A 22,317-nucleotide genomic window follows, 5' to 3' on the forward strand; every position below is an offset into this window, starting at 1 on the left:
TCCCTGGTTGTCACGATGTCGTGCCGTCACAAAGGAGTGACCGATGGCCCCACCCATAGAACTCAGCAGACGGCGGTTCCTCACGGGAGCCGCAGCCCTCGCCGGAACCGCCTTCCTCGCCTCGTGCGCCGGTCTCCCCGGCGGTACGGGCGCCCGCACCCTCCAGTTCTGGCACCTGCTCTCCGGTGCCGACGGCGTGACGATGTCCGGGCTCATCGACGGCGTAAACGCCGCGCAGTCCGACTACCGCGTGCGCCCGACCGTGCTCGCCTGGGGCGAGCCGTACTACACGAAGCTCGCGATGGCGGCCGCGGGCGGGCGGGCGCCCGACGTCTCGGTCATGCACGCCTCGCGCGTCGTCGGCTATGCGCCGGGCGGGCTGCTCGACACGTGGGACACCGCACGCCTGGCCGACCTCGGCGTCGACGCGAGCACCTTCACCGACGCGATCTGGCGCAAGGGCTTCATCGGCGACGACCTCTACAGCGTCGCGCTCGACGCGCACCCGTTCATCCTGATGTACAACACCGACATCTGCGCCGAGGCGGGTGTGCTCGACAGCGACGGCAAGCTGCCGCCGATCACCTCGCCCGACGACTTCCTCGAGCTCGGACGGGCGGTGGCCGCGGTCTCGGAGTCGCACGGGCTGTCGTTCGGCTACCTCGGCGACGGCGCGCAGATGTGGCGCCTCTTCTACACGCTCTACACGCAGCACGGGCTCGAGATCGAGCTTCCCGAGGGCGGCAGGGCGCAGATCGACGAGGATGCCGCGGTCGCGGCGCTCAGCTTCATGCAGCAGCTCCTCGACGACGAGATCGCCTCGCGCAGCGCCGACTACCAGAGCGCGATCGCGGAGTTCGCCACCGGCCGCAGCGGACTGTTCCTCACCGGCGTCTGGGAACTGCGCTCGATGCAGCAGCAGAACCTGCCGATCGACGCCGCGATCATCCCGGCCGTGTTCGGCACCCCGTCGGTCTACGCCGACTCGCACTCGTTCACGCTGCCGCACCAGAGCGCACCCGACGAGGAGACCCGCGACCTCGTCTACCGTTTCGTCGCCGACATCCTGAAGGGCTCGTTCGACTGGGCAGGGGCAGGACACATCCCCGCCTACCTCCCGGTCACGCAGTCGGCCGCCTATGCCGACCTGCTGCCGCAGGCGCACTACGCCGAGGCCGCCGAGCTCGTCCGGTACGACCCGCCGGCGTGGTTCACCGGCTCGGGCTCGCGCTTCCAGGCCGACTTCGGCGCCGCCGTGCAGAACGTCCTGCTCCAGGGCGCCGACCCGGCTCAGGCGATCGCCCGCTTCCGCGCGGGTGTCGACCTGCGCCTGCAGACGCCGAACCCCGCCGCACCGGAAGGAGCCCGCGCATGACCCTCGACACCGGATCCGGCCGCGCCGGTCTCGCCGACACGGCCGCGACGCGGACGATCGTCACCGGCGACCGCACGCGGCGGCACCGTCACGTCGGCGACCGCGGAGAGCAGCGCATCGCCTGGACCTTCCTCGCGCCCTTCCTCGCCGCCTTCCTCCTCTTCCTCGTGTGGCCGCTGCTGCACGGGCTCTATCTGAGCTTCACCGACCAGTCGCTGACGGGCGCCGGCGGATCGTTCATCGGCATCGCGAACTACGTCGAAGCGCTCGGCGACCCCGTCATGTGGCGCTCGCTCGGCAACACCGCCTGGTTCACGGTTCTGTCGACCGTGCCGCTCGTCGTCCTCGCCCTGGTCATGGCGCTGCTCGTGCAGCGCGGCCTGCCCGGGCAGTGGCTCTGGCGGCTGTCGTTCTTCATGCCGTACCTGCTCGCCTCCACGGTCATCTCGCAGATCTGGGTGTGGATCTTCAACCCGCAGATCGGCGCGGCCAACGGCATCCTCGAGGCGTTCGGGCTCGAGCCGATCGCCTGGCTGCAGAATCCCGACACCAACATGCTCGCGATCGTCGTCGCGACGGTGTGGTGGACGATCGGCTTCAACTTCCTGCTCTACCTCGCGGCCCTCCAGAACATCCCCGAGACCCAGTACGAAGCCGCATCCATCGACGGCGCGGGGGAGTGGCGCAAGCTCTTCTCGATCACGATCCCGCAGCTCGGGCAGGTCACCGTGCTCATCGTCATCCTGCAGGTGCTGGCTTCGCTGAAGCTGTTCGACCAGGCGTACCAGATGCTCGGAGGCATCGCGAGCGAGACGACCCGCTCGATCGTGCAGTACATCTACGAGTCCGGGTTCGTCGGGTACCGCTTCGGCTACTCGGCGGCGATCTCGTACGTCTTCTTCGCCGTGATCGTCCTGATCGGCGTCATCCAGGCCCTCGCCACCCGTCGCCGGAAGGAGCACTCATGAGCGCCGTCACCGCCAGCTCCACGGCCACGCGCGCCGTCGTCGCCCCGGGGGTCGCCCCCGATCCGCGAAGCCGCAAGCCCGGCCAGCGCCGGTTCAGCGCGATCAACGTCGTCGCCTTCATCGCCCTCGCCCTCATGGCGATCGGCTGGCTGCTGCCGTTCCTGTGGGCGGTCGCGACCGCCTTCAAGACCGAGACGGATGCCGCATCGGGCGCCGGCGGATGGGTGGGCGAGAGCGGGCCCACGACCGAGGCGTTCACCTCGATCCTCTCGCAGGGCAACGTCTGGGTCTGGGCCGGCAACAGCCTCTGGACCTCCGCCGTGATCACCCTCCTCACCGTCGCGATCTCGGCCGTGGCCGCCTATGCGTTCTCGCGGCTGGAGTTCCGCGGCAAGAAGTTCCTCTACGGCGCGGTGATCGCCTCGATCGTCATCCCGCCGCAGGTGCTGATCATCCCGCTCTTCTACGAGATGCTCGCCTTCAACCTCGTCGACACCCCGTGGGGCCTGATCCTGCCGCAGGTCGTCGCGCCGGCGATGGTGTTCATCCTCAAGAAGTTCTTCGACCAGGTGCCGATCGAGCTCGAGGATGCCGCGCGGGTCGACGGCGCCGGACGCTTCCGGGTGTTCTGGTCGATCGTGCTGCCGCTGTCGCGGCCGATCCTCGGCGCCGTCGCGATCTTCGTGTTCATCGGCGCGTGGAACAACTTCCTCTGGCCGTTCCTCATCATCAACGACACGACCCTCATGACCCTGCCGGTCGGACTCCAGACCGTCATCAGCGCTTACGGCGTGCAGTACGCGCAGGTCATGGCCCAGGCCGTCCTCGCCTCGGTGCCGCTGATCATCGTCTTCCTGGTGTTCCAGAAGCAGATCGTCCGCGGCGTCGCCACGACCGGTTTCGGCGGTCAGTGACCGGCGTCGCCCGGCACGCGTCGTCCGCATCCCCTCACCCCGAAAGAACAGGAGCATCATGCCCCGCGCCCGCATCGTCCTCGATCGCGACTTCACCGTGGCCGACGTGCCGCGCCGCCTCTTCGGCTCGTTCGTCGAGCACATGGGCCGTTGCGTCTACACCGGCATCTACGAGCCCGGTCACCCGCAGGCCGACGAACGCGGCTTCCGGCGCGACGTCCTCTCGCTCGTGAAGGAGCTGGGCGCCACCGTGATCCGCTATCCCGGCGGCAACTTCGTCTCGGGCTACAACTGGGAGGACGGCGTCGGTCCCGTGGCCGAGCGTCCGCACCGGCTCGACGGAGCATGGCACACCGTCGAGACCAACGCGTTCGGACTCCACGAGTTCGTCGACTGGGCGCGCGAGGCCGAGGTCGAGGTCATGGAGGCGGTCAACCTCGGCACGCGCGGTGTCGACGAGGCCCGCGCGCTCGTCGAGTACGCCAACCACGCCGGCGGCACGTACTGGTCCGACCTGCGTCGCCGCAACGGCGCAGCCGCTCCGTTCGACATCCGGCTCTGGTGCCTGGGCAACGAGCTCGACGGCCCGTGGCAGATCGGTCACAAGACCGCGCACGAGTACGGCCGGCTCGCACAGGAGACGGCGAAGGCGATGCGCCTGGTCGACCCCGACATCGAGCTCGTCGCGGTGGGGTCGTCGAACCGGCAGATGCCGACCTTCGGCTCGTGGGAGCACACGGTCCTCACGCACGCGTACGACGAGGTCGACTACATCTCGATGCACGCCTACTACCAAGAGGACGGCGGGGATGCGGCATCCTTCCTCGCCGAGGCCGTCGACATGGACGCCTTCATCGACGGCGTCGTCTCGACGATCGACGCGGTCAAGGCTGCGGGCAAGCACCGCAAGCAGGTCGACATCTCGTTCGACGAGTGGAACGTCTGGTACCAGCGTGGCCTCGACACCGAGGACCAGCCGCACATCGTCTCGGCGTCGAAGGAGTGGCGCGCCCACCCGCGCCTCATCGAGGACACCTACAACGTCACCGACGCCGTCGTGGTCGGGACGTTCCTGCACAGCCTGCTGCGCCACGGCGACCGCGTGCGCATCGCCAACCAGGCGCAGCTGGTCAACGTGATCGCCCCGATCCGTTCCGAGGAGGGCGGAGCGGCCTGGCGGCAGTCGATCTTCTGGCCGTTCGCCCGCATGTCGCAGCTCGCCCAGGGGCGGGTCCTCCGGCTCGCGGTCGACTCCGACCAGACGCCGACGACGAAGTTCGGCGATGTGGATGTCGTCGACGCGGCCGCCACGTGGGACGAGGCGACCGGCCGCGTCGCCCTGTTCGTCGCGAACCGCTCGCTCGACTCCGAGACCGAGGTGTCGCTCGAGCTGCGCGGGCTCGGGGCCTCGGGCGTCGTGTCGGCCGAGGTGCTGACGGTTCCCGAGGGCGGCGACCGGCGGTCGGCCAACACGGAGCACGACCAGGATTCCGTCGGCCTCGTGCCTCTGCGCGGCGTCGGTCTCGACGAGGGCACGCTGCGAGCGACCCTGCCCCCGCTGTCGTGGGCGGTGATCGTGCTCGACACCGCGCGCGCCTGACCCGCGCGTCGCGCGTACGTCGGAGAATCGCGCGTACCTCGGACCGATCCCGCGAGATCCTCCGATGTTCGCGCGATTCTCCGTTCTTGCGCGCGGGTCGGCGGGGCCGGGGTTGTGGAAGGGGCACAACGGATGCGGGTGGGGGCATGGGGCATCCGATAGCGTCGGCCCTCGTGAACGTGTGGCTCCGGACCCTGCTGACGATCTGGCGAGCGAAGCGACAGCTGCGCAGGAACGGCCCGCGGCCGCTCATGGCGGTCGGCCGGGTGAAGCTGCGAACGCTGCCGACCGACATCGACCTGCTCGGGCACATGAACAACGGGCGCTACGCCTCGCTGTTCGACCTCGGCCGGTTCGACCTGCTGGTGCGCAACGGCATTTGGGACACGTTCCAGGAGAAGGGCTGGTACGGCGTCGTCGCGAGCAGCACGATCACCTTCCGGAAGTCGCTGAACCTCTGGCAGCGCTTCACGATCGAGACGCGCCTGCACGGGCACGACGACAAGTCGGTGTACATGGTGCACCGCGCGGTCGTCCGCGGCGAGGTGTACGCCGAGATGGTCGTGCGGTCGCGGTTCCTCCGCCGCACGGGTGGCATCGTGCCGCTCGACGAGCTGTTCGACGTTCTCGGCCGACGCGACGACCTGCCCCCGCTCGAGCCGTGGATGACCGAATGGGCTGCCGCTACCGCGCTTCCGTCGACCCGTGCCGAGGCGCCCAGCATCTGGGAGTGATCGCCCGGGCGAGGCGCCACCCCGGGAGAGCTGCCGCGACATAGGCTGACGGCATGTCCGACACCGTTTCGTCCGGCACCACCCCGCCGGGCTTCCCCGCCGACGACAACCTCGCCCAACAGGCGGTGGACCTGGCCCAGAAATGGGTGCACTCGTCGGCCGATTTCCCCGCGGATGCCGCAGCGCAGCGCCTCGCCGGAGTCCTGCGCGACCCGAACGGGCTGCCGTTCACGATCGGCTTCGTCGACGGGGTGATGCGCCCCGAGAGCGTGACCGCCGCAGCGACCCGGCTGCACCACGTCGCCCCGCTCGTCCCCGAGTTCCTGCCGTGGTACCTCCGCGGGGCCGTGCGCGTCGGCGGCGCCGTCGCCCCGATGCTGCCGACCCCGGTCGTGCCGATCGCCCGCACGGCGCTGCGCGAGATGGTCGGACACCTGGTCGTCGACGCTCGACCCCACAAGCTCGGCCCGGCGATCGCCCGGATCCGCGAGTCCGGCGCCCGACTGAACCTCAACCTCCTGGGCGAGGCCGTGCTCGGCGAGGACGAAGCCCGCCGCCGGCTCGCGGGCATCCACGAGCTGATCCGCCGCGACGACGTCGACTACGTCTCGGTCAAGGTCTCGGCGATCGTCAGCCGCATCTCGATGTGGGCGTTCGACGAGGTCGTCGCCGACGTGGTCGAACGTCTGCTGCCGTTGTACCTCAGCGCCGCCGAGGACGGCACCTTCATCAACCTCGACATGGAGGAGTACCGCGACCTCGACCTCACGATCGCCGTCTTCACCCGCCTGCTCGAAGACGAGCGCCTCCGGGGCCTCGAGGCGGGAATCGTGCTGCAGGCGTACCTCCCCGACGCCGCGGACGCCCTCGACGAGCTGACGGCGTGGGCGCAGGCCCGCGTCGCCGCCGGCGGAAGCCGGATCAAGGTGCGCCTGGTCAAGGGGGCGAACCTCGCGATGGAGCGCGTGGACGCGACGATCCACGGCTGGCCGCTCGCGACCCACGCCAGCAAGCTCGACGCCGACGCGATGTACCTCCGCTGCCTCGACCGGGCCCTGCGTCCCGAGCGCAGCGCGGCGGTGCGGCTCGGCGTCGCCGGCCACAACCTCTTCGACATCGCCTACGCCTGGCTGCTCGCCGGCGAGCGCGGCGTGAGCGACGACATCGAGATCGAGATGCTGCTCGGCATGGCCCAGGGCCAGGTCGCGGCGGTGACGGCCGATGTCGGCCACGTCCTGCTGTACGTGCCGGTCGTGCGGCCCGACGAGTTCGATGTCGCGATCAGCTACCTCGTCCGCAGGCTGGAGGAGAACGCCTCGAGCGAGAACTTCCTCTCCGCCGCGTTCGACCTCGCGACCGATGCGAGCCTGTTCGAGCGCGAGCGCGACCGATTCCTCGCCTCGCTCGAGCGCGCGGCCGACCCGGCGCTGCCCAGCTCGCCCAACCGTACGCAGGACCGCACGCTCTCGCTCCGGCCTATCGCGCCGCAGCGCATCACGCGCGACCCCGCCGAGGGCGACGACGGCCTCACGCAGGCGGTGCTCGGGATCGCCGACGCCGCGGGCCGCTCGGACGACACCACGGCGCTGGGCCAGCACGACGACATCCTGTTCGGCGGTGAGCGTTTCGTCGAGACGGCGGTGTACGCGCCCCGCGAGACGCGCCGCGCACCGGCACTCGGGGCACCCGGTTTCGCCAACACCCCCGACTCCGACCCCTCGCTCGCGGTCAACCGGGAGTGGGCCCGCGGCATCCTCTCGCGGATCGCCGGCAGCACGGCCGGTGACGAGACGATCGCGGCGGCGCGGGTCGACGACGCCGGAACGCTCGACGAGATCGTGGCGCGCGTCGGCTCGGCGGCATCCGCCTGGGGCGCGATGGCGGCAGCCGACCGCAGCGCCGTGCTGCTCGCGGCCTCGCGTGCGCTCGAGTCGCGCCGGGCCGAGCTCATCGAGGTCGCCGCGTCCGAGACGGGCAAGGTGCTGGCCGAGGCCGACGTCGAGGTCAGCGAGGCGGTCGATTTCGCCGCCTACTATGCGGCGACGGCGCGCGAGCTCGACCGGGTGAGCGGTGCCGTCTTCCAGCCGGCCTCGGTCACGGTGGTCACCCCGCCGTGGAACTTCCCGCTCGCCATCCCCGCCGGCGGCGTGCTCGCGGCCCTCGCTGCCGGCTCAGGCGTCGTCTTCAAGCCAGCGCCGCAGGCCCGGCGCTGCGCGGCGGTCGTCGCCGAGGCGCTGTGGGACGCCGGTGTGCCCCGCGACCTGCTCGCGCTGGTCGACATCGACGAGGGCGATCTCGGCCGACGCCTCATCACCCACCCGTCGGTCGACCGCGTCATCCTCACCGGCTCGTGGGAGACGGCGGCGCTGTTCCGGTCGTGGCGGCCCGAGCTGCCGCTGCTGGCGGAGACGAGCGGCAAGAACGCGATCATCGTCATGCCCTCGGCAGACCTCGATCTGGCGGCATCCGACCTCATCAAGAGCGCGTTCGGGCACGCCGGTCAGAAGTGCTCCGCCGCGTCGCTCGCCATCCTCGTCGGGCCGGTCGGCCGGTCGAAGCGGTTCGCGCGCCAGCTCGTCGACGCCACCCGTTCGCTGCGGGTGGGTCCGCCGACCGATCCGCGCAGCGAGGTCGGGCCCGTGATCGAGCCGCCCCAGGGCAAGCTCGAGTGGGCGCTCACCTCGCTCGAGGACGGTGAGCGCTGGCTCGTCGAGCCGCGTCGTCTCGACCTCGGCGACGACACCGCGGGCCGGTTCTGGTCGCCGGGCGTCAAGGTCGGGGTGAGCCCGGGGTCGCGCACGCATCTCGAGGAGTTCTTCGGTCCGGTGCTCGGCATCATGCACGCCCGCACGCTCGAGGAGGCGATCGAGCTGCAGAACGCGGTCGCCTACGGCTTGACCGCGGGCCTGCACACCCAGGATGCCGCCGACCTCGCGACGTGGCTCGACCGGGTCGAGGCCGGCAACCTGTACGTCAACCGCGGTATCACGGGTGCCATCGTGCAGCGTCAGCCCTTCGGCGGCTGGAAGCGGTCGTCGGTGGGCGCGGGCACGAAGGCCGGGGGACCGAACTACCTCGTCGGTCTCGGTTCGTGGCGCGCCTCGAGCGGGTCGGCGTCCAGCACACTGCACCTGCGCGGTCTCGACTCGCGCATCACGACGATCATCGAGTCGGCCCAGCCCACGCTCGACTACGAGTCGTTCGAGTGGCTGCGGCGCGGTGCGCTCTCGGATGCCGTCGCGTGGGACCGCGAGTTCGGGCAGGTGCGCGACGTGTCCGGCCTCGGCGTCGAGCGGAACCTGTTCCGGTACCGCCCGGTCGACGTCGCCGTGCGCGCGTCGTCGGACGCCACCTGGCAGGCGGTGCTCCGCGTGATCGTCGCGGGTGTGCGGGCCGGGTCGGGCGTGACGCTCAGCTCGCCGGTGGGCCTGCCGGCCGAGGTGCGGCGGGCGCTCGGCGAGGTCGACATCTCGGTGTCGGTCGAGACGGATGGTGAATGGCTGCAGCGCATCGCCGCGGCGGATCGGCGCCCCGGCCGCATCCGCCTGGTCGGGTCGCGAGACGCGGTGGCCGAGCTGCGAACCGCGATCGCGGGGGCGACCGGCGGCGACCCGGATGTCGCCGTCTACGCCGACGAGGTCACCACGGCCGGCCGCATCGAGGTGCTGCCGTTCGTGCACGAGCAGTCGATCACGATCACGGCGCACCGCTTCGGCAACCCCGACGACTGGTCCGAGGCGGTCATCTGACGTGCGACTGCGGAGCCGCCTCGGTAGCGTGGCGGGATGACGGATGACGCAGCCGCCGCGCCCACGCTGATCCTGGCCCGCCTGTCGATCGAACGCGAGTCGCTCGTCGGGGCCTTGTTCATCGGGCTCGGGGCGGTGGGACTCGCGATCGCCGTCATCGGGCTGGCGTTCTCGCCGTCTCTCAGCCTGCCGGTGCTCGTCGGTGTCGGTGCGGGGGCGGTGCTGCTCGTCCACGGCATCCTGCGCCGTTCGGCCGCCGCGCGTGCCGCCGCCACGCTCGACCGGCTCGGGTCCGCCCCGGCCTCCGCCTCTCGCTGAGCTGAGCCCGGCGCTGCGCGCGACCTCTAGGCGATGGCGTCGAGCACGGCGGTGACGTGGGCATCCAGTGCCTTCGGCGCCGGCTCGGGGTCGAGGGCGAGGAGGCGTCGACGGTGCGGCTCGCCCAGCAGTGCCCCGAATTCGGGGGCGGGCCGTCGTGATCGGTCTGCGCCGGATCAGGCGTCGATGCCGACCGAGTGCGACAGGCGTGCGCGCTCGTCGCCGGAGAGCTCGAGGTCGACCGCCTTCGCGCTGTCGACGATCGACTCGGCGCGACGCGCTCCCGGAATCGGGATGACGGTGTCGCCGAGTCCCAGCTCCCAGGCCAGCACGACCTGCTGCGGGCTCACGTCGTGGGCGCGGGCGACCTCGCCGAACACGGCGAAGCGATCACCGATCGAGCGTGCGCCACCGCCCGTGCCGCCCAGGGGGCTCCAGGGCAGGAACGCGATGCCACGGTCGACGCAGTAGCGCAGCTCGTCGTAGCTTCCCGGGTGCCGCGGCGAGAACTCGTTCTGGACGCTCGTGACGTTGCCGTCGCCGAGCACCTGCTCGGCGATCTCGATCTCTTCGACGCTCGCGTTCGAGATGCCGACCGCCCGGATCTTGCCCTCCTGCTGCAGGGTCTTGAGATTCTCCATGACCTCGCCATAGACCATCCAGCGGTCGGGGCGGTGGTACTGGTACAGGTCGATCACGTCGACGCGGAGCGCGCGGAGCGAGGCCTCGACGGCCTTCCGCAGGTAGTCGAGCGAGCCGTCGCGGCCCCACTTCTCGCCCTCGCTGCGGGTGATGCCGCCCTTCGTGGCCACCACGATCTGCGAGCGGTCGCCGCTCCACGTGGCCAGGGCCTCGGCCATGATCTCCTCGTTGTGCCCCATCGTGTCCCAGCTCGGGGCGTAGATGTCGGCGGTGTCGAGCAGGGTGACGCCCGCGTCGAGTGCGGCGTGGACCGTGGCGACGGCATCCTTCCGGTCGGGGATCTGCTTGTCGTTGTTCATCGAGACGGGCATCCCGCCCAGGCCGATGGCCGAGACGGTGAACGGTCCGAGGGTGCGCTGCTGCATGGGTCTCCTTCGACGATGAGCGGTGGTGTGGCTCCAGCCTGTCAGGCGCGACCGCGAACGGGCAGGACCTTGCGCATCGGACCGCGATGTCTCTCAGCGGAGCCCGAACGGCCCGGGGGAGAATGGATGCCGGCCGCCCGGCGACCCGCCGCCGCGTGCGCGACCGCCGAAGCCAGGAGCCCGAATGACGATCGCCGACCCCCCTGCCGCCCCCGATGCGAATGAAAGCGGCAGCTCGACGCGCGCCCTCGCGGGACCCGCGCCGCTGCTGCCGGTCATGGCCGCGACGGCCGAGGGCGCGTGGGTGACCGACGTCGAGGGGCGCCGGTACCTCGATCTGACCGCCGATCCCGCGCTCGCCTTCGGGCACCGCCATCCCGCCCTGCTCGCCGTCGCCACCGAACAGCTGGGTCGGTTGACCGCGACGAGCGCCGTCGTCGCCGACGACCGTGCCGACGGTTTCGCCGACGCACTGGCCGCTCTTCTCGGCGCTGAGGCGGTGCTGCCCGTCGGCGCCGGCGACGATGCGCTGCAAGTCGCGGTCGACGTCGTGCTCGGTGCGGGGGAGCGGACGACCGTCGTCGTCGCGGCCGGCTCGCACCCCGAGCTCGTCGCATCGGGAGCCGTCGCCGTGCCTTTCGGTGAGGTGGACGCGCTCGTCGCGGCGCTCGACGCCACCGTCGCGGCCGTCGTCCTCGAGCCCGTGCAGGCCCGCGCGGGCGTCGTCGGCGCGCCGGAGGGATACCTCGAAGCCGTGCGGCAGGCGACCGCCGATCGCGGGATCGCCCTGATCCTCGACGAGACCCGCAGCGGCCTGGGCCGGCTCGGCGACACCGTCGCCCTCGCCGGGGGAGGGATGGCCCCCGATCTCCGCGTGCTCGGCCCGGCGCTGGGCGGCGCGATCGTCCCCATCGCCGCCGTCGTCGGGAGCCGTGCGCTGCTCGGCGGTGTCGTGGCGCCGGCATCCGTTTCCTCGCTTGCGAGCGCCATCGCCCACCGCGTGGTCGAGATGCTCGAGGTGGGCGAGCTGCAGAACCGGGCCCGTGCTCTCGCCGAGCACCTCGCCGGACGCGTGGAGGCCCTCGTCGGAGCGGGTGCCGTGGCCGTCCGCGCCGCGGGGGTGTGGGCGGGAGTCGACGTCGACCCGGCGCTCGTCACCGCCCCCGAGGTCGCCCGGCGCCTCGTCGCACGCGGTGTGCTCGTCGACGTGGTCGACGAGTCGACGATCGTGCTCGCCCCGCCGTTGATCATCCGGGCGACCGAGCTCGACTGGGCGATCGAGCAGCTGCGCGTCGTGCTCGCGGCCTGATTCCGCCTCGTCGCGATACAGCCGCAGGACCGGTGGGGCTGGTGTCAACGCCCGCCGACGGCGGGACGACACCAGCCCCACCGGTCCGACGGATGTATCGCCGAGCCCGCAGAATCCGTCGTTGACACGGTCGCCGCCGAGCCGCTACCGTGCTGGTCATACGTAGAAGCACACCGTCGTTCTTCTACGGATCGGCGCTCATACGTATGACCGTCGGAACCGCACGCCACGTCACAGGAGACCGGAATGCGCACTTCCCGAATCGCCGCCACCGCCGCCCTCGCGACCGCGGCGCTCGCCCTGGCCGCCTGCACACCGGGTGCCGCCACGAACACCGCCGCCCGAGCCGACACCCTGATCTACGGCAAGTCCGACGGCGGTACCACCTACGTCCGCAACTACAACGTCCTGGGTCCCGCGACCGAGAAGGCGCCCAACGCCGAGCTGATCTACGAGCCGCTCGCGCGCATCGACTACGCCAACGGCGCGGTGGTCGAACCCTGGCTCGCGCAGTCGCTGCAGTTCGACGAGGCCGGCACCGCGCTCACGATCGAGCTGCGCTCCGACGTCACATTCTCGGACGGCGAGGCGATGGATGCCGACGATGTCGTCTACTCGCTCTCGCTGCCGCTCGAGCGCCCCGAGCTCAACCTCGCCGGCGTCACCTACGAGGCGGTGAGCAAGATCGACGACGACACGGTCCAGGTCGACTTCGCCGAGCCCTCGTTCGCCGCTCTCAACCAGTTCGCGTCGAGCTCGCTGCCGGTCGTCCCCGAGCACATCTGGCGCGACCAGGACCTCATGAGCTGGACGAACCCCGACCCCGTGGGCACGGGTCCCTTCACGGTCGACGCGTTCGCGGCCCAGCAGGTGACGCTCAAGGCGCGCGACGACTACTGGGGCGGGCAGATGCCCATGACCTACCTCAAGGTGCTCGCGACCAACGCGGAGGCGGTAAAGGCGCAGCTGCTCCGCGGCGACGTCGACTGGGCCCCGGCCTCGTGGGCGGGCGCGGAGGAGGAGTTCGTCGCGCAGAACCCCGAGACGAACCTGTACCAGCTCTACGCCACCGGCGGCGCGTACTCGATGATGTACAACACCGCGCAGCCGCCCTTCGACAACGCCGACCTGCGGCGCGCGCTCGCGCTGTCGATCCCGCGCTCGGACATCACCGCGACGCTCAACCGGCCGGGCACCGAGGCGGGCCCCACGGGCCTCGTCGACCAGATCTACGCCGACTGGATCGCGCCGGAGTATCGCGGCGTCGTGCAGGAGGTGGATGCGGCTGCGGCGCAGGCCGCCCTCGCGGCATCCGGTTTCACGGTCGTCGACGGCGCCCTCGAGAAGGACGGGCAGCGGTATTCGCCGCGCCTGTCCTTCAACCAGGACTTCGGGTGGAACGCGTACGCCGACATCATGATCAACAGCTGGAAGTCGGTGCTGGGCATCTCGGTCGCCCCGGCTGGGGCCCCGGGGGCGACTCTCTACGACCAGCAGAAGACGGGCGACTTCGACCTGACCATCGCCACGACCGGCGGTGCGGGGGTCTACGGCGTCTACGGGTTCCTCGACAGCCGGTACGTCGAGCCGCTCGGCACCGCCGCCGCGACGAACATCGGGCGCTGGAACGACCCCGAGACCGACCGCATCCTGTCGGACATGACCCGCGCGGCCGACGAAGACACGCTGCGCTCGCTGGGGCAGGAGATGCAGCGGATCGTCGTCGACGAGGTGCCCTTCAGCCCGCTGTACAACTCGTACTGGTTCGTCGACGTCAACGCGACGTATTGGACCGGCTGGCCGACGCCCGACGACTTCGATGCGGTGCCCTTCCCGAGCCTCGGGCCCGACACCGTCCGCACGCTGCTCTCGCTGAAGCCCGCGTCATGACCGCGCTCGGTGGGGCTCCCACGCCCACGACGACGACGGCCCTGGCCGAGGTCTCGGCGCGCCGGAAGCCCCGCCGGCGCAGCGGAGCCTTCCTCCTCAAGCGCCTCGGGTTCTATCTGGTGGCCGCATGGTCGGCGATCACGCTGAACTTCGTCATCCCGCGCCTCATGCCCGGCGATCCGTCGGCGGCGATCATCGACCAGCTCGAACGGGTGAGCGGTCAGGCGCTCGCGCCGGAGGCGCTCGTGTCGATCCGCGGGCTCTTCGGCAACCCCGATCAGAACCTGTTGGAGCAGTACGGCGCCTACCTCGCCCAGCTGGCGAGGTTCGACCTCGGCGTGTCGATCTCGAACTTCCCGGTGCCGGTCGCCGATCTCGTCGGCGCCGGCCTGCCGTGGACGCTGCTGCTGGTGGGGACGACGACCGTCATCTCGTTCGTCCTCGGCACGATGCTCGGAGTCGCCGTCGGATGGCGGGCCGGGTCGAGGTTCGACTCGATCATGACGCCGCTCATCACGTTCGTCTCGTCGGTGCCCTACTTCTGGATCGCGCTGCTGGCCCTGTGGCTGTTCGGCTTCGTCGTCGGCTGGTTCCCGCTCTCGGGCGGATACGACCCGAACCTGCCGATCTCGCTCGAGCCGGCCTTCCTGCTGAGCGTCATGCAGTACGGGGCGCTGCCCGCCCTGACGATCATCTTCTCGGCGTTCGGCGGGTGGATGCTGGGCATGCGCAACATGACCGTCACGACGGTGCGCGAGGACTACGTGCTCCTCGCGCAGGCCAAGGGCCTTTCTCCCGCGCGCGTGCGCTGGCGTTATGCGGCGCGCAACGCGATGCTGCCGCAGTTCACCGGCTTCGCGATGGCGCTCGGCGGCGTGGTCGGCGGGGCGCTGCTGACCGAGATCGTCTTCAGCTACCCGGGCATCGGATACCTGCTGTTCTCGGCGCTGCAGAAGCGCGACTATCCGGTCATGCAGGGCGTGTTCCTGCTCGTGACCCTCACCGTCCTGCTGGCGAACCTCATAGCCGACTCGCTCTACGTGTGGCTCGATCCCCGCGTCCGAGAGGAGAGCTGACATGCGTGCCTCCCTGCTCCGCAACGGCAAGGTGCTTTTCGGAGTCGTCGTGCTGGCGTTCTTCGTGCTGCTCGCGCTGCTGGGCCCCGTGCTGCTGTCGGCGCTCGGCCTCGACGCCCGCGCCAACGACATCTCGGCGATCGCCGCCCCGCCGAGCGCGGCGCATCCGCTGGGTACGACCCAGTTCGGTCAGGACGTGCTCGCGCAGGTCATCGAAGGCGCTCGGGGCTCGATGTTCGTGGGCTTCCTCGGGGCGGCCATCGGCACCGCGATCGCGATCGTCGTCGGTGTGCCGGCGGGCTACTTCGGCGGCACGACGGGCAACCTGCTGAACTTCCTCACCAACATCTTCCTCGTCATGCCGGTGCTGCCGCTGATCTTCGTCGTGGCCGGCTACCTGCAGGGCACGGGCCTGGTCATGATCGCGATCATCATCGGCGTGTTCGGCTGGGCCGGCGGGGCGCGGACGCTCCGTGCACAGGCGATGAGCGTGCGCAACCGCGACTTCGTCCAGGCCATGCGGATGCTGGGCGAGCCCCACCGCCGCCTCATCTTCGTCGAGGTGCTGCCGCACCTCTACGGCTGGATCGCGTCGATGTTCCTCGGCGGCCTCATCGGCGCCGTCATGGCCGAGGCCGGGCTCGCCTTCCTCGGGGTCTCGGACTCGTCGGCGATCAGCTGGGGCACCATGATCCAGGCCGCGCAGCAGCAGAGCGCGGTGCTGCGCGGGCTCTGGTGGTGGTTCGTGCCGCCGGGCCTGTGCATCGCTCTGGTCGGCACGGCCGCCGCGCTCATCAACTTCGGCGTGGACGAGCTCGCCAACCCCAAGCTGCGGGCGGCGAGCCGGCGCGTCGCGAAGCGCACCGCCTCGGTGCGCCGGGAGGCCGCCGTGCTCGAGACGACCGGTGCAGAGAGGGCATGACGTGACGATGATCCAGGAGAGGCGACCGGACGCGCCCTCGGATGCCGCGGGCTCGGACGTGCTACTCGAAGTGCGGGGGCTCACGGTCGAGTACGCCGGAGCGACGGGCGCGGTGCGCGCGTGCGCCGATGTCACCTTCGACCTGCAGCGCGGCGAGATCCTCGGTGTCGTGGGGGAGTCGGGATCGGGCAAGTCGACGCTCATCACGGCGCTCACGCGGTTGCAGCGGCCGCCGGCTGTCACGACGGCGGGAAGCGTGGTCTACCACCCTCGCGAGGGCGGAGCGGGGATCGATCTCGTCCAGCTCAGCCCGCGGCGGCTGCGGGGACTCCGCTGGACGCGACTGTCGATCGTGCTGCAGAGCGCGATGGACGCGCTCAACCCGGTCACCCGAGTCGGCGAGCAGTTCGTCGACGTGCTGCGCACCCACGACCGCTCGATGAGCCGGGCCGCGGCGTGGGAGGAGGCGCGGCGGCTGCTCGGGCTCGTCGGCATCTCGGCCGACCGTGCGCGGAGCTTCCCGCACGAGCTGTCGGGCGGGATGCGGCAGCGTGCGACCATCGCGCTGGCCCTCGCGTGCCGACCCGAGCTCGTCGTCATGGATGAGCCGACGACGGCGGTCGATGTCGTGATGCAGCGGCAGATCCTCGCCCAGGTACTGCGGTTGCGGCGCGAGCTCGGGTTCGCCGTCGTGTTCGTCACGCACGACCTGTCGCTGCTGCTCGAGCTCGCCGACCGCATCGCCGTCATGTACGCCGGCCGCATCGTCGAGCTCGCGGCGTCGCGCGAGATCTACCGCTCGCCGCTGCATCCGTACACGCAGGGGCTGCGTGATTCGTTCCCGCCCTTGCACGCGCCGATCCAACGGCTCGAGGGCATCCCGGGAACGCCGCCCGATCTGCGTCTGCTCCCCGCGGGCTGCCCGTTCGCGCCCCGGTGCCCCCACGCGTTCGACCGATGCCGGTCGGAACTGCCGCAGCTCACCCCGCACGGCGAACGGTCCGTCGCCTGCCACCTGCGCGAACCCGAGGAGGTCGGCCCATGAATGAGACCACGACGATCGAGCCCCCGATCGAGCCCGCGCCCGTGCTCGAGGCCGTCGGCGTCACCAAGCACTTCACCGTCACCTCGGGGCTCGGCGCCAAGGCGACCGTGCACGCGGTCGAGGACATCACGCTCCGGCTCGTCCCCGGCCGGGTCACGGCCGTCGTCGGCGAGAGCGGGAGCGGCAAGACGACGCTCGCGCGGCTGCTCGCGCGCTTCTACGAACCCACCTCGGGCACCGTCCGCCTCGAGGGGCGACCCGTCGAGCGGCCGACCGGTCAGGAGGAGCTCGCCTACCGGAAGGCGGTGCAGCTGATCTTCCAAGACCCCTTCGGGTCGCTCAACCCGCTGCACCGCGTACGGCACAACATCGACAGGGCGATCCGCCTGCATCACCGCGGGCTCTCGCGCGCACAGCGACTCGGCCGCGCGCGCGAGCTGCTGGAACGCGTCGCGCTGACCCCGGCCGACGACTACCTCGAGAAGTTCCCGCACGAGCTGTCGGGCGGTCAGCGCCAGCGCGTGGTGATCGCGCGGGCGCTCGCCGTCGAGCCTCGTGTCCTCCTCGGCGACGAACCGATCTCGATGCTCGACGTCTCGATCCGGCTGGAGATGCTGAATCTGCTCGACCGGCTTCGTCGCGAGGACGGTCTCGCCCTGCTGTACATCACCCACGACATCGCGAGCGCCCGCTACCTCTGCGATGACATCGTGGTGATGTACGCGGGCCGCATCGTCGAGATGGGGCCGAAGGAGGCGGTGATCGCCGATCCGCAGCATCCGTATACGAAGCTGCTCATCGAGTCGTCGCCCGACCCGCAGGGCGACCCCGACCGCGATCGTGACGCCGTCTTCGGATCGGCCGACGACCTGGGCGAGCCGCCGAGCCTGATCGACCCGCCGAGCGGATGCCGCTTCCACCCGCGGTGCCCGTTCGCGATGGAGCAGTGTCGGACGACGCGTCCGCCCCGGATCGCCGTGGGGCCCGACCATGGCGCAGACTGCTGGCTGCACGACGTCGGTCGCGGGCACGAGCTCGCCGGTTCATCGATGACGCAGCTCGTCTCCCGCACCCTGACCGAGGAGGTCCCGTGACCACGCCCGCCGCGCGCCCGCGCTCCATCCGCCAGTCCGACGTGGCCCGCCTCGCCGGGGTGTCGCAGTCGGCGGTGTCACGCGTGATCAGCGGCGACGCCGCGCGGATCCCCGACGAGACCCGGCAGCGCATCCACGAGGCGATCGCCGAGCTCGGCTACGTGCCCAACCCCGTCGCACGCAATCTCCGCGGCTCACGCACGCAACTGCTCGGAGTGCACACGTTCGAGCCGCTCTTCCCGAACGCCCGCGAAGGCTTCTACGTCGAGTTCCTGCTCGGCATCGAGCAGCGCGCCGAGGAGACGGGCCACGACCTCGTGCTGTTCAGCTCGACGGGCGACGGTGCCGGCGGACGGCGGATCTACCGCGACGAGACGAACCGGTTGCGCATCGCCGACGGCAGCGTCCTCCTGGGCGTCTCGCCCGACCGCGACGAGCTCGCCAAGCTCTGGCGCGAGGGATACCCCTTCATCCACATCGGCCGGCGCGATGTGCCGGGCGCCGACATCCCGTGCATCATCCCCGATTACCGCGCAGCGGCATCCGAGATCGTCGGACGCCTGCACGAGCTCGGGCATCGCGACCTCGTCTATCTGCGCGATTCCATCGACGTCGAACCCTACGAGGACCGCCGCGCCGGGTACGCCGAGGCGGTCACTCGTCTCGGCATCGCCGACGCATCGCCCGGGTACCGCGAGGGCCGGGCGGGTGTGCCCGACGAGGTCGTCGACGCTCTCGCGGGTGGCCTGTGCACCGCCGCCGTCGCCGAGAGCGAGCGCGTCGCCGCCGAGCTGCGCACCCGGCTGACGGAGCGCGGCGTCGACATCCCCGGCGACGTCTCGGTCGCCGTCCTCGAGGACACCAGCGCCGGGGACGTGCGATGGGACGACCTCCGCATCCCGCGCCAGGAGATCGGGCGCATCGCCGTCGACCGCCTCATCGAGATGGTGGACGATCCGGATGCCGCCCGCGAGAGCACGTTCGTCGCGTGCGAGGTGGTCGCCGGCGCCACGGTCGCCCGCGTGAAGGAGGAACGAGGATGACCGAGCCGATCGACCTGCTGATCATCGGAGGCGGCGTCGGCGGGGTGGCCGCGGCCATCACCGCGACCCGCCTCGGCCTGCGGGTCGTGATGACCGAGGAATCGGGCAGACTCGGCGGGCAGCTGACCTCCCAGGCCGTGCCGCCCGACGAGCACGCCTGGATCGAGCAGCCGACGACGTCGCCGAGCTACGCCGAGTTCCGGAGGCGTGTGCGCGACTACTATCGCCGCAACTACCCCGTGACCGCGGAGGCGGCGGCCGAGCAGGTCTTCAACCCGGGACGCGGCATCGTCAGCCGGCTCTGCCACGAGCCTCGTGTGGCCGACGCGGTCATCGACGAGATGCTCGCGCCGTGGCTCGCGACCGGGAGACTGCGGATCCTGCGAGACCACGAGCCGGTCGCCGTCGAGGTCGTGGGCGACCGGATCGAGGCTGTCGTCGTCCGCGGCAGCACGGGGGAGGAGATCGTGCTGACGGCCCCGATCGTCGTGGATGCCACCGAGCTCGGCGACCTGCTCGAGCTGGCTCGAGTCGAACACGTCATCGGAGCCGAGGGGGCCGACGACACCGGCGAGCTGCACGCCCCGGCCGTCGCCGATCCGATGGACCAGCAGGCGGTGTCGTGGTGCTTCGCGATCGAGCACCGCGAGGGCGAGGACCACGTCGGCGACCGACCCGCGCGCTACGAGCACTGGCGGACGCACGTCGATGCGTTCTGGCCGGGGCCGCAGCTGTCGTGGACCGACATCGAACCGATCGGCCTGCACGAACGCACACGGCCGCTCTTCCAGGAGATCGACACCCCCGAGGTGCCCTTCGATCTGTGGCGGTACCGTCGTGTGCTCGCCGCCGCGAACTTCACCGGCGGGATCTCCGACGTCACGCTCGTGAACTGGCCGCAGATCGACTACTGGGAGGCACCGCTCCTCGGGGTCGACGCCGCAGCGGCCGATCGGGCCCGCGCGGCGAGCCGCGAGCTGTCGGAGTCGTTCCTGTACTGGATGCAGACCGAGGCGCCCCGTCACGACGGCGGCACCGGATATCCGGGTCTCCGCCTGCGCGGCGACGTCACCGGCACCGCCGACGGATACGCCGACCGCGTCTACATCCGCGAGGCGCGACGCGCGGTGACCGAGTTCCGCGTGCTCGAGCAGCACGTCGGGGTGCAGTCCCGCGGTGCGGGGGTGGGGAGCGCCGTGTTCGACGACAGCGTCGGGCTCGGGCACTACCGCATCGACCTGCATCCCTCGACGGCGGGTCGCACGTACGTCGACATCGAGTCGTACCCGTTCCAGATCCCGCTGGGCGCGCTGCTGCCGGTGCGCGTGGACAATCTGCTGCCGGCCGCGAAGAACATCGGCTCGACCCACATCACCAACGGCTGCTACCGGCTGCATCCGGTCGAATGGAGCATCGGCGAGGCCGTCGCCGCACTCGCCGCCGTCGCGCTCGCCGAACGCGTGCCGCCGCGCGCCGTTCGGGCGCAGCCGCGACTGCTCGACGACCTGCGCCGGGTGCTGACGGGCCGGCTCGGCATCACGCTGCGCTGGCCGGAAGAGGTGCGCACGCACCACTGGAAGCCGCGGGAACGAACCCGCCACATCGTCCCGTCGCGCTGACGCGCCGGGATCGTGCGCCGGCGACGAGGCCGGCGCACGTGTCAGGAAGGACGGATCCATGCCCCCTCTCTCCCACCCGCCCCATCCCGCCGCGCGCCGGCGCGGACGCTTGCGGCGACGTTTCGGCGCCGCCGTCTCGGCGGTCGCGCTCATCGCCGGCCTCGCGTGGGCCGCACCCACCGCGGCCGTCGCCGACGGGTCGCTCCCGGCGCTGTCGACCCAGGGCAACCGCGTCGTCGACGCCACCGGCGCCGATGTCGCCCTGCGCGGGGTGTCGGTGCTCGCCCCCGAGCAGAACGACCTCTGCGACTACTGCGATTCGCGTCCGACCTCCGAGATGATCGATCTCGCGGCGGCCTGGGGATCGAAGGTGGTGCGCCTGCCGGTCACCGAGATCTCGGCGACCACCGACCTCGCCGCCTACGACGCCGAGTACATCGCGCCGTATGTGCAGCAGGCCGTCGACCTCGGCATCTACCTGATCATCGACCTGCACCTCGTCCGCGACTACGGCGACGGGGCGGGCGCAGTGCCGCGCTCGACGGTCGAGCGCTTCTGGGACTACGTCGCCCCGCAGTACGGCGATGTGACCAACGTCGTCTTCGAGGTCTTCAACGAGCCCATCAACCCCGCGAGCTGGTCGACGTGGAAGGCCTACATCCAGCCCGTCGTCGACGGCATCCGGGAGACCGCGCCCGACACCCTGCTGCTGATGGGCTCGCCCCAGTGGAGCACGTTCGTCAACGGCGCGGTGACCGACCCGATCGCCGGCGGCAACATCGCCTACGTGTTCCACATCTACCCCAACCAGGGGGCACCGACGACGGCGCTGCTCGACAGCAAGTTCGGCAACGCCGCACAGCAGATTCCCGTCGTCATCACCGAGTTCGGGTGGAATCCGCCCGGGGAGTTCTCCGACAGCATCACGGCGGGGACCACGACGAACTGGGGCGTGCCGTTCCGCACCTACCTCGACGCGCGCCCGTGGATCGGGTGGCAGGCATGGATCCTCGACAACTTCTGGAAGCCGCAGATGTTCGACTACGACTGGAACATCCTCGGCGGCGAGCACCAGGGGCAGTTCGTCAAGGACTGGCTGGGCGGCCTGCCCAACGTCTCGCCGTGCGCCTCGCACGACGGCCTCGGGGCCGCGGTCACGGTGTCATCGACGTACTCCGCGGCGTTCCCCGGCTCGCGCCTCGTCGACGGCGACTGCACCGACGCCGGCCGGTGGCTCTCGGCGGTGGGCGATGCGACGCCGACGGCGACGATCGAGCTGGCCGCGCCGCAGCGGGTGAGCTCGCTCGGCGTCTACAGCGGGTTCGGCGGCGGGGCCGGAACCGGCGTCGTGCTGGTCGACTTCACGGTCGAGGTCCGCACCGCAGCGGGATGGCAGCAGGTCGCCGCCATCACCGGCAACACGCAGGCGGCGCGCGAGGTCGCGATCGGGGTCGACGGCGTCGAAGCGGTGCGCCTGGTGGTCACGAACCCCTCGGCTTCGACCACCGAGGCCAAGATCGCGCGCGTCTACGAGCTCGCCGTGCGCGGCTGATCTCGCCTCGTCGCGATACAGCTGCAGGACCGATGGGGCTGG

17 protein-coding genes are annotated in these 22,317 nt (G+C 71.0%); 16 read left to right on the forward strand and 1 reads right to left on the reverse strand.

Translation table 11 applies throughout. The features are described 5' to 3' along the window. Nucleotides 1-43: 43 nt before the first annotated feature. From C1N74_RS02435 to C1N74_RS02465, 7 genes are all read left to right on the forward strand, one after another. Nucleotides 44-1,375, forward strand: coding sequence for an extracellular solute-binding protein (locus tag C1N74_RS02435; RefSeq protein WP_114598074.1), 1,332 nt, complete (start codon nucleotides 44-46; stop codon nucleotides 1,373-1,375). Beyond that, nucleotides 1,372-2,343: a carbohydrate ABC transporter permease gene (locus C1N74_RS02440; RefSeq protein ID WP_023952636.1), complete on the forward strand. Its 972-nt coding sequence runs from the start codon at nucleotides 1,372-1,374 to the stop codon at nucleotides 2,341-2,343. Before C1N74_RS02435 ends, C1N74_RS02440 begins: the two co-directional genes overlap by 4 nt. Beyond that, complete coding sequence (locus C1N74_RS02445) at nucleotides 2,340-3,257, forward strand: carbohydrate ABC transporter permease (RefSeq protein WP_023952635.1); 918 nt, start codon at nucleotides 2,340-2,342, stop codon at nucleotides 3,255-3,257. The genes C1N74_RS02440 and C1N74_RS02445 overlap by 4 nt, the downstream gene beginning before the upstream one ends. A 58-nt stretch (nucleotides 3,258-3,315) precedes the next feature. Then, nucleotides 3,316-4,857, forward strand: a complete 1,542-nt coding sequence (locus tag C1N74_RS02450) for an alpha-N-arabinofuranosidase (protein WP_137749892.1) — start codon at nucleotides 3,316-3,318, stop codon at nucleotides 4,855-4,857. Nucleotides 4,858-5,030: 173 nt separating this feature from the next. Then, entirely contained in the window at nucleotides 5,031-5,591 is a 561-nt protein-coding gene (locus C1N74_RS02455) for a thioesterase family protein (protein WP_036305161.1), read from the forward strand. 53 nt (nucleotides 5,592-5,644) lie between these two features. Further along, nucleotides 5,645-9,340 carry a bifunctional proline dehydrogenase/L-glutamate gamma-semialdehyde dehydrogenase gene (locus C1N74_RS02460; protein ID WP_137749893.1) on the forward strand — a complete coding sequence of 1,232 codons (3,696 nt, stop codon included), beginning with the start codon at nucleotides 5,645-5,647 and terminating at the stop codon, nucleotides 9,338-9,340. A 36-nt stretch (nucleotides 9,341-9,376) separates the two neighbouring features. Further along, a complete protein-coding gene (locus C1N74_RS02465) occupies nucleotides 9,377-9,658 on the forward strand; it encodes a hypothetical protein (RefSeq protein WP_103841402.1) in 282 nt (93 codons plus the stop codon). A gap of 176 nt (nucleotides 9,659-9,834) precedes the next feature. On the opposite strand, the gene C1N74_RS02470 is transcribed toward C1N74_RS02465, so the two are convergent. After that, the gene (locus C1N74_RS02470; protein ID WP_137749894.1) at nucleotides 9,835-10,725 is read right to left on the reverse strand and encodes an aldo/keto reductase; all 891 of its coding nucleotides are present in this window, start codon (nucleotides 10,723-10,725) and stop codon (nucleotides 9,835-9,837) included. A 184-nt stretch (nucleotides 10,726-10,909) separates the two neighbouring features. Here C1N74_RS02470 and C1N74_RS02475 point away from each other — a divergent pair, with 184 nt between their 5' ends. The 9 genes from C1N74_RS02475 to C1N74_RS02515 all read left to right on the forward strand — a co-directional run bounded on the left by C1N74_RS02475 (nucleotide 10,910) and on the right by C1N74_RS02515 (nucleotide 22,275). Continuing rightward, nucleotides 10,910-12,034: an aminotransferase class III-fold pyridoxal phosphate-dependent enzyme gene (locus tag C1N74_RS02475; protein WP_137749895.1), complete on the forward strand. Its 1,125-nt coding sequence runs from the start codon at nucleotides 10,910-10,912 to the stop codon at nucleotides 12,032-12,034. A 246-nt stretch (nucleotides 12,035-12,280) separates the two neighbouring features. After that, complete coding sequence (locus C1N74_RS02480) at nucleotides 12,281-13,924, forward strand: ABC transporter substrate-binding protein (protein ID WP_103841395.1); 1,644 nt, start codon at nucleotides 12,281-12,283, stop codon at nucleotides 13,922-13,924. Next, nucleotides 13,921-15,000, forward strand: coding sequence for an ABC transporter permease (locus C1N74_RS02485; RefSeq protein ID WP_023952620.1), 1,080 nt, complete (start codon nucleotides 13,921-13,923; stop codon nucleotides 14,998-15,000). Before C1N74_RS02480 ends, C1N74_RS02485 begins: the two co-directional genes overlap by 4 nt. A 1-nt stretch (nucleotide 15,001) precedes the next feature. Continuing rightward, nucleotides 15,002-15,922, forward strand: coding sequence for an ABC transporter permease (locus tag C1N74_RS02490; RefSeq protein ID WP_023952618.1), 921 nt, complete (start codon nucleotides 15,002-15,004; stop codon nucleotides 15,920-15,922). Between the two features lie 7 nt (nucleotides 15,923-15,929). Continuing rightward, nucleotides 15,930-16,967 carry an ABC transporter ATP-binding protein gene (locus C1N74_RS02495; RefSeq protein WP_137750940.1) on the forward strand — a complete coding sequence of 346 codons (1,038 nt, stop codon included), beginning with the start codon at nucleotides 15,930-15,932 and terminating at the stop codon, nucleotides 16,965-16,967. Continuing rightward, nucleotides 16,964-18,061 (forward strand): ABC transporter ATP-binding protein, encoded by a 1,098-nt coding sequence (locus C1N74_RS02500; protein ID WP_023952614.1) that lies wholly within the window; start codon nucleotides 16,964-16,966, stop codon nucleotides 18,059-18,061. Before C1N74_RS02495 ends, C1N74_RS02500 begins: the two co-directional genes overlap by 4 nt. After that, nucleotides 18,058-19,104 (forward strand): LacI family DNA-binding transcriptional regulator, encoded by a 1,047-nt coding sequence (locus C1N74_RS02505; protein WP_205800269.1) that lies wholly within the window; start codon nucleotides 18,058-18,060, stop codon nucleotides 19,102-19,104. The genes C1N74_RS02500 and C1N74_RS02505 overlap by 4 nt, the downstream gene beginning before the upstream one ends. Next, a complete protein-coding gene (locus C1N74_RS02510; protein WP_137749896.1) occupies nucleotides 19,101-20,723 on the forward strand; it encodes an FAD-dependent oxidoreductase in 1,623 nt (540 codons plus the stop codon). The genes C1N74_RS02505 and C1N74_RS02510 overlap by 4 nt, the downstream gene beginning before the upstream one ends. A gap of 58 nt (nucleotides 20,724-20,781) precedes the next feature. Next, nucleotides 20,782-22,275 carry a cellulase family glycosylhydrolase gene (locus C1N74_RS02515; protein ID WP_023952608.1) on the forward strand — a complete coding sequence of 498 codons (1,494 nt, stop codon included), beginning with the start codon at nucleotides 20,782-20,784 and terminating at the stop codon, nucleotides 22,273-22,275. Nucleotides 22,276-22,317: the final 42 nt, after the last annotated feature.

Origin of the sequence: Microbacterium sp. SGAir0570 (assembly GCF_005491085.2) — a bacterium.
GTDB lineage: Bacteria > Actinomycetota > Actinomycetes > Actinomycetales > Microbacteriaceae > Microbacterium > Microbacterium arborescens.

Excerpts from the sequence above, each read along its gene's own strand:
- C1N74_RS02435 (WP_114598074.1), top strand. The coding sequence starts at position 44 with ATGGCCCCACCCATAGAACTCAGCAGACGGCGGTTCCTCACGGGAGCC.
- C1N74_RS02440 (WP_023952636.1), top strand. The coding sequence starts at position 1,372 with ATGACCCTCGACACCGGATCCGGCCGCGCCGGTCTCGCCGACACGGCC.
- C1N74_RS02445 (WP_023952635.1), top strand. The coding sequence starts at position 2,340 with ATGAGCGCCGTCACCGCCAGCTCCACGGCCACGCGCGCCGTCGTCGCC.
- C1N74_RS02450 (WP_137749892.1), top strand. The coding sequence starts at position 3,316 with ATGCCCCGCGCCCGCATCGTCCTCGATCGCGACTTCACCGTGGCCGAC.
- C1N74_RS02460 (WP_137749893.1), top strand. The coding sequence starts at position 5,645 with ATGTCCGACACCGTTTCGTCCGGCACCACCCCGCCGGGCTTCCCCGCC.
- C1N74_RS02465 (WP_103841402.1), top strand. The coding sequence starts at position 9,377 with ATGACGGATGACGCAGCCGCCGCGCCCACGCTGATCCTGGCCCGCCTG.
- C1N74_RS02470 (WP_137749894.1), bottom strand. The coding sequence starts at position 10,725 with ATGCAGCAGCGCACCCTCGGACCGTTCACCGTCTCGGCCATCGGCCTG.
- C1N74_RS02475 (WP_137749895.1), top strand. The coding sequence starts at position 10,910 with ATGACGATCGCCGACCCCCCTGCCGCCCCCGATGCGAATGAAAGCGGC.
- C1N74_RS02480 (WP_103841395.1), top strand. The coding sequence starts at position 12,281 with ATGCGCACTTCCCGAATCGCCGCCACCGCCGCCCTCGCGACCGCGGCG.
- C1N74_RS02485 (WP_023952620.1), top strand. The coding sequence starts at position 13,921 with ATGACCGCGCTCGGTGGGGCTCCCACGCCCACGACGACGACGGCCCTG.
- C1N74_RS02490 (WP_023952618.1), top strand. The coding sequence starts at position 15,002 with ATGCGTGCCTCCCTGCTCCGCAACGGCAAGGTGCTTTTCGGAGTCGTC.
- C1N74_RS02495 (WP_137750940.1), top strand. The coding sequence starts at position 15,930 with ATGATCCAGGAGAGGCGACCGGACGCGCCCTCGGATGCCGCGGGCTCG.
- C1N74_RS02500 (WP_023952614.1), top strand. The coding sequence starts at position 16,964 with ATGAATGAGACCACGACGATCGAGCCCCCGATCGAGCCCGCGCCCGTG.
- C1N74_RS02510 (WP_137749896.1), top strand. The coding sequence starts at position 19,101 with ATGACCGAGCCGATCGACCTGCTGATCATCGGAGGCGGCGTCGGCGGG.
- C1N74_RS02515 (WP_023952608.1), top strand. The coding sequence starts at position 20,782 with ATGCCCCCTCTCTCCCACCCGCCCCATCCCGCCGCGCGCCGGCGCGGA.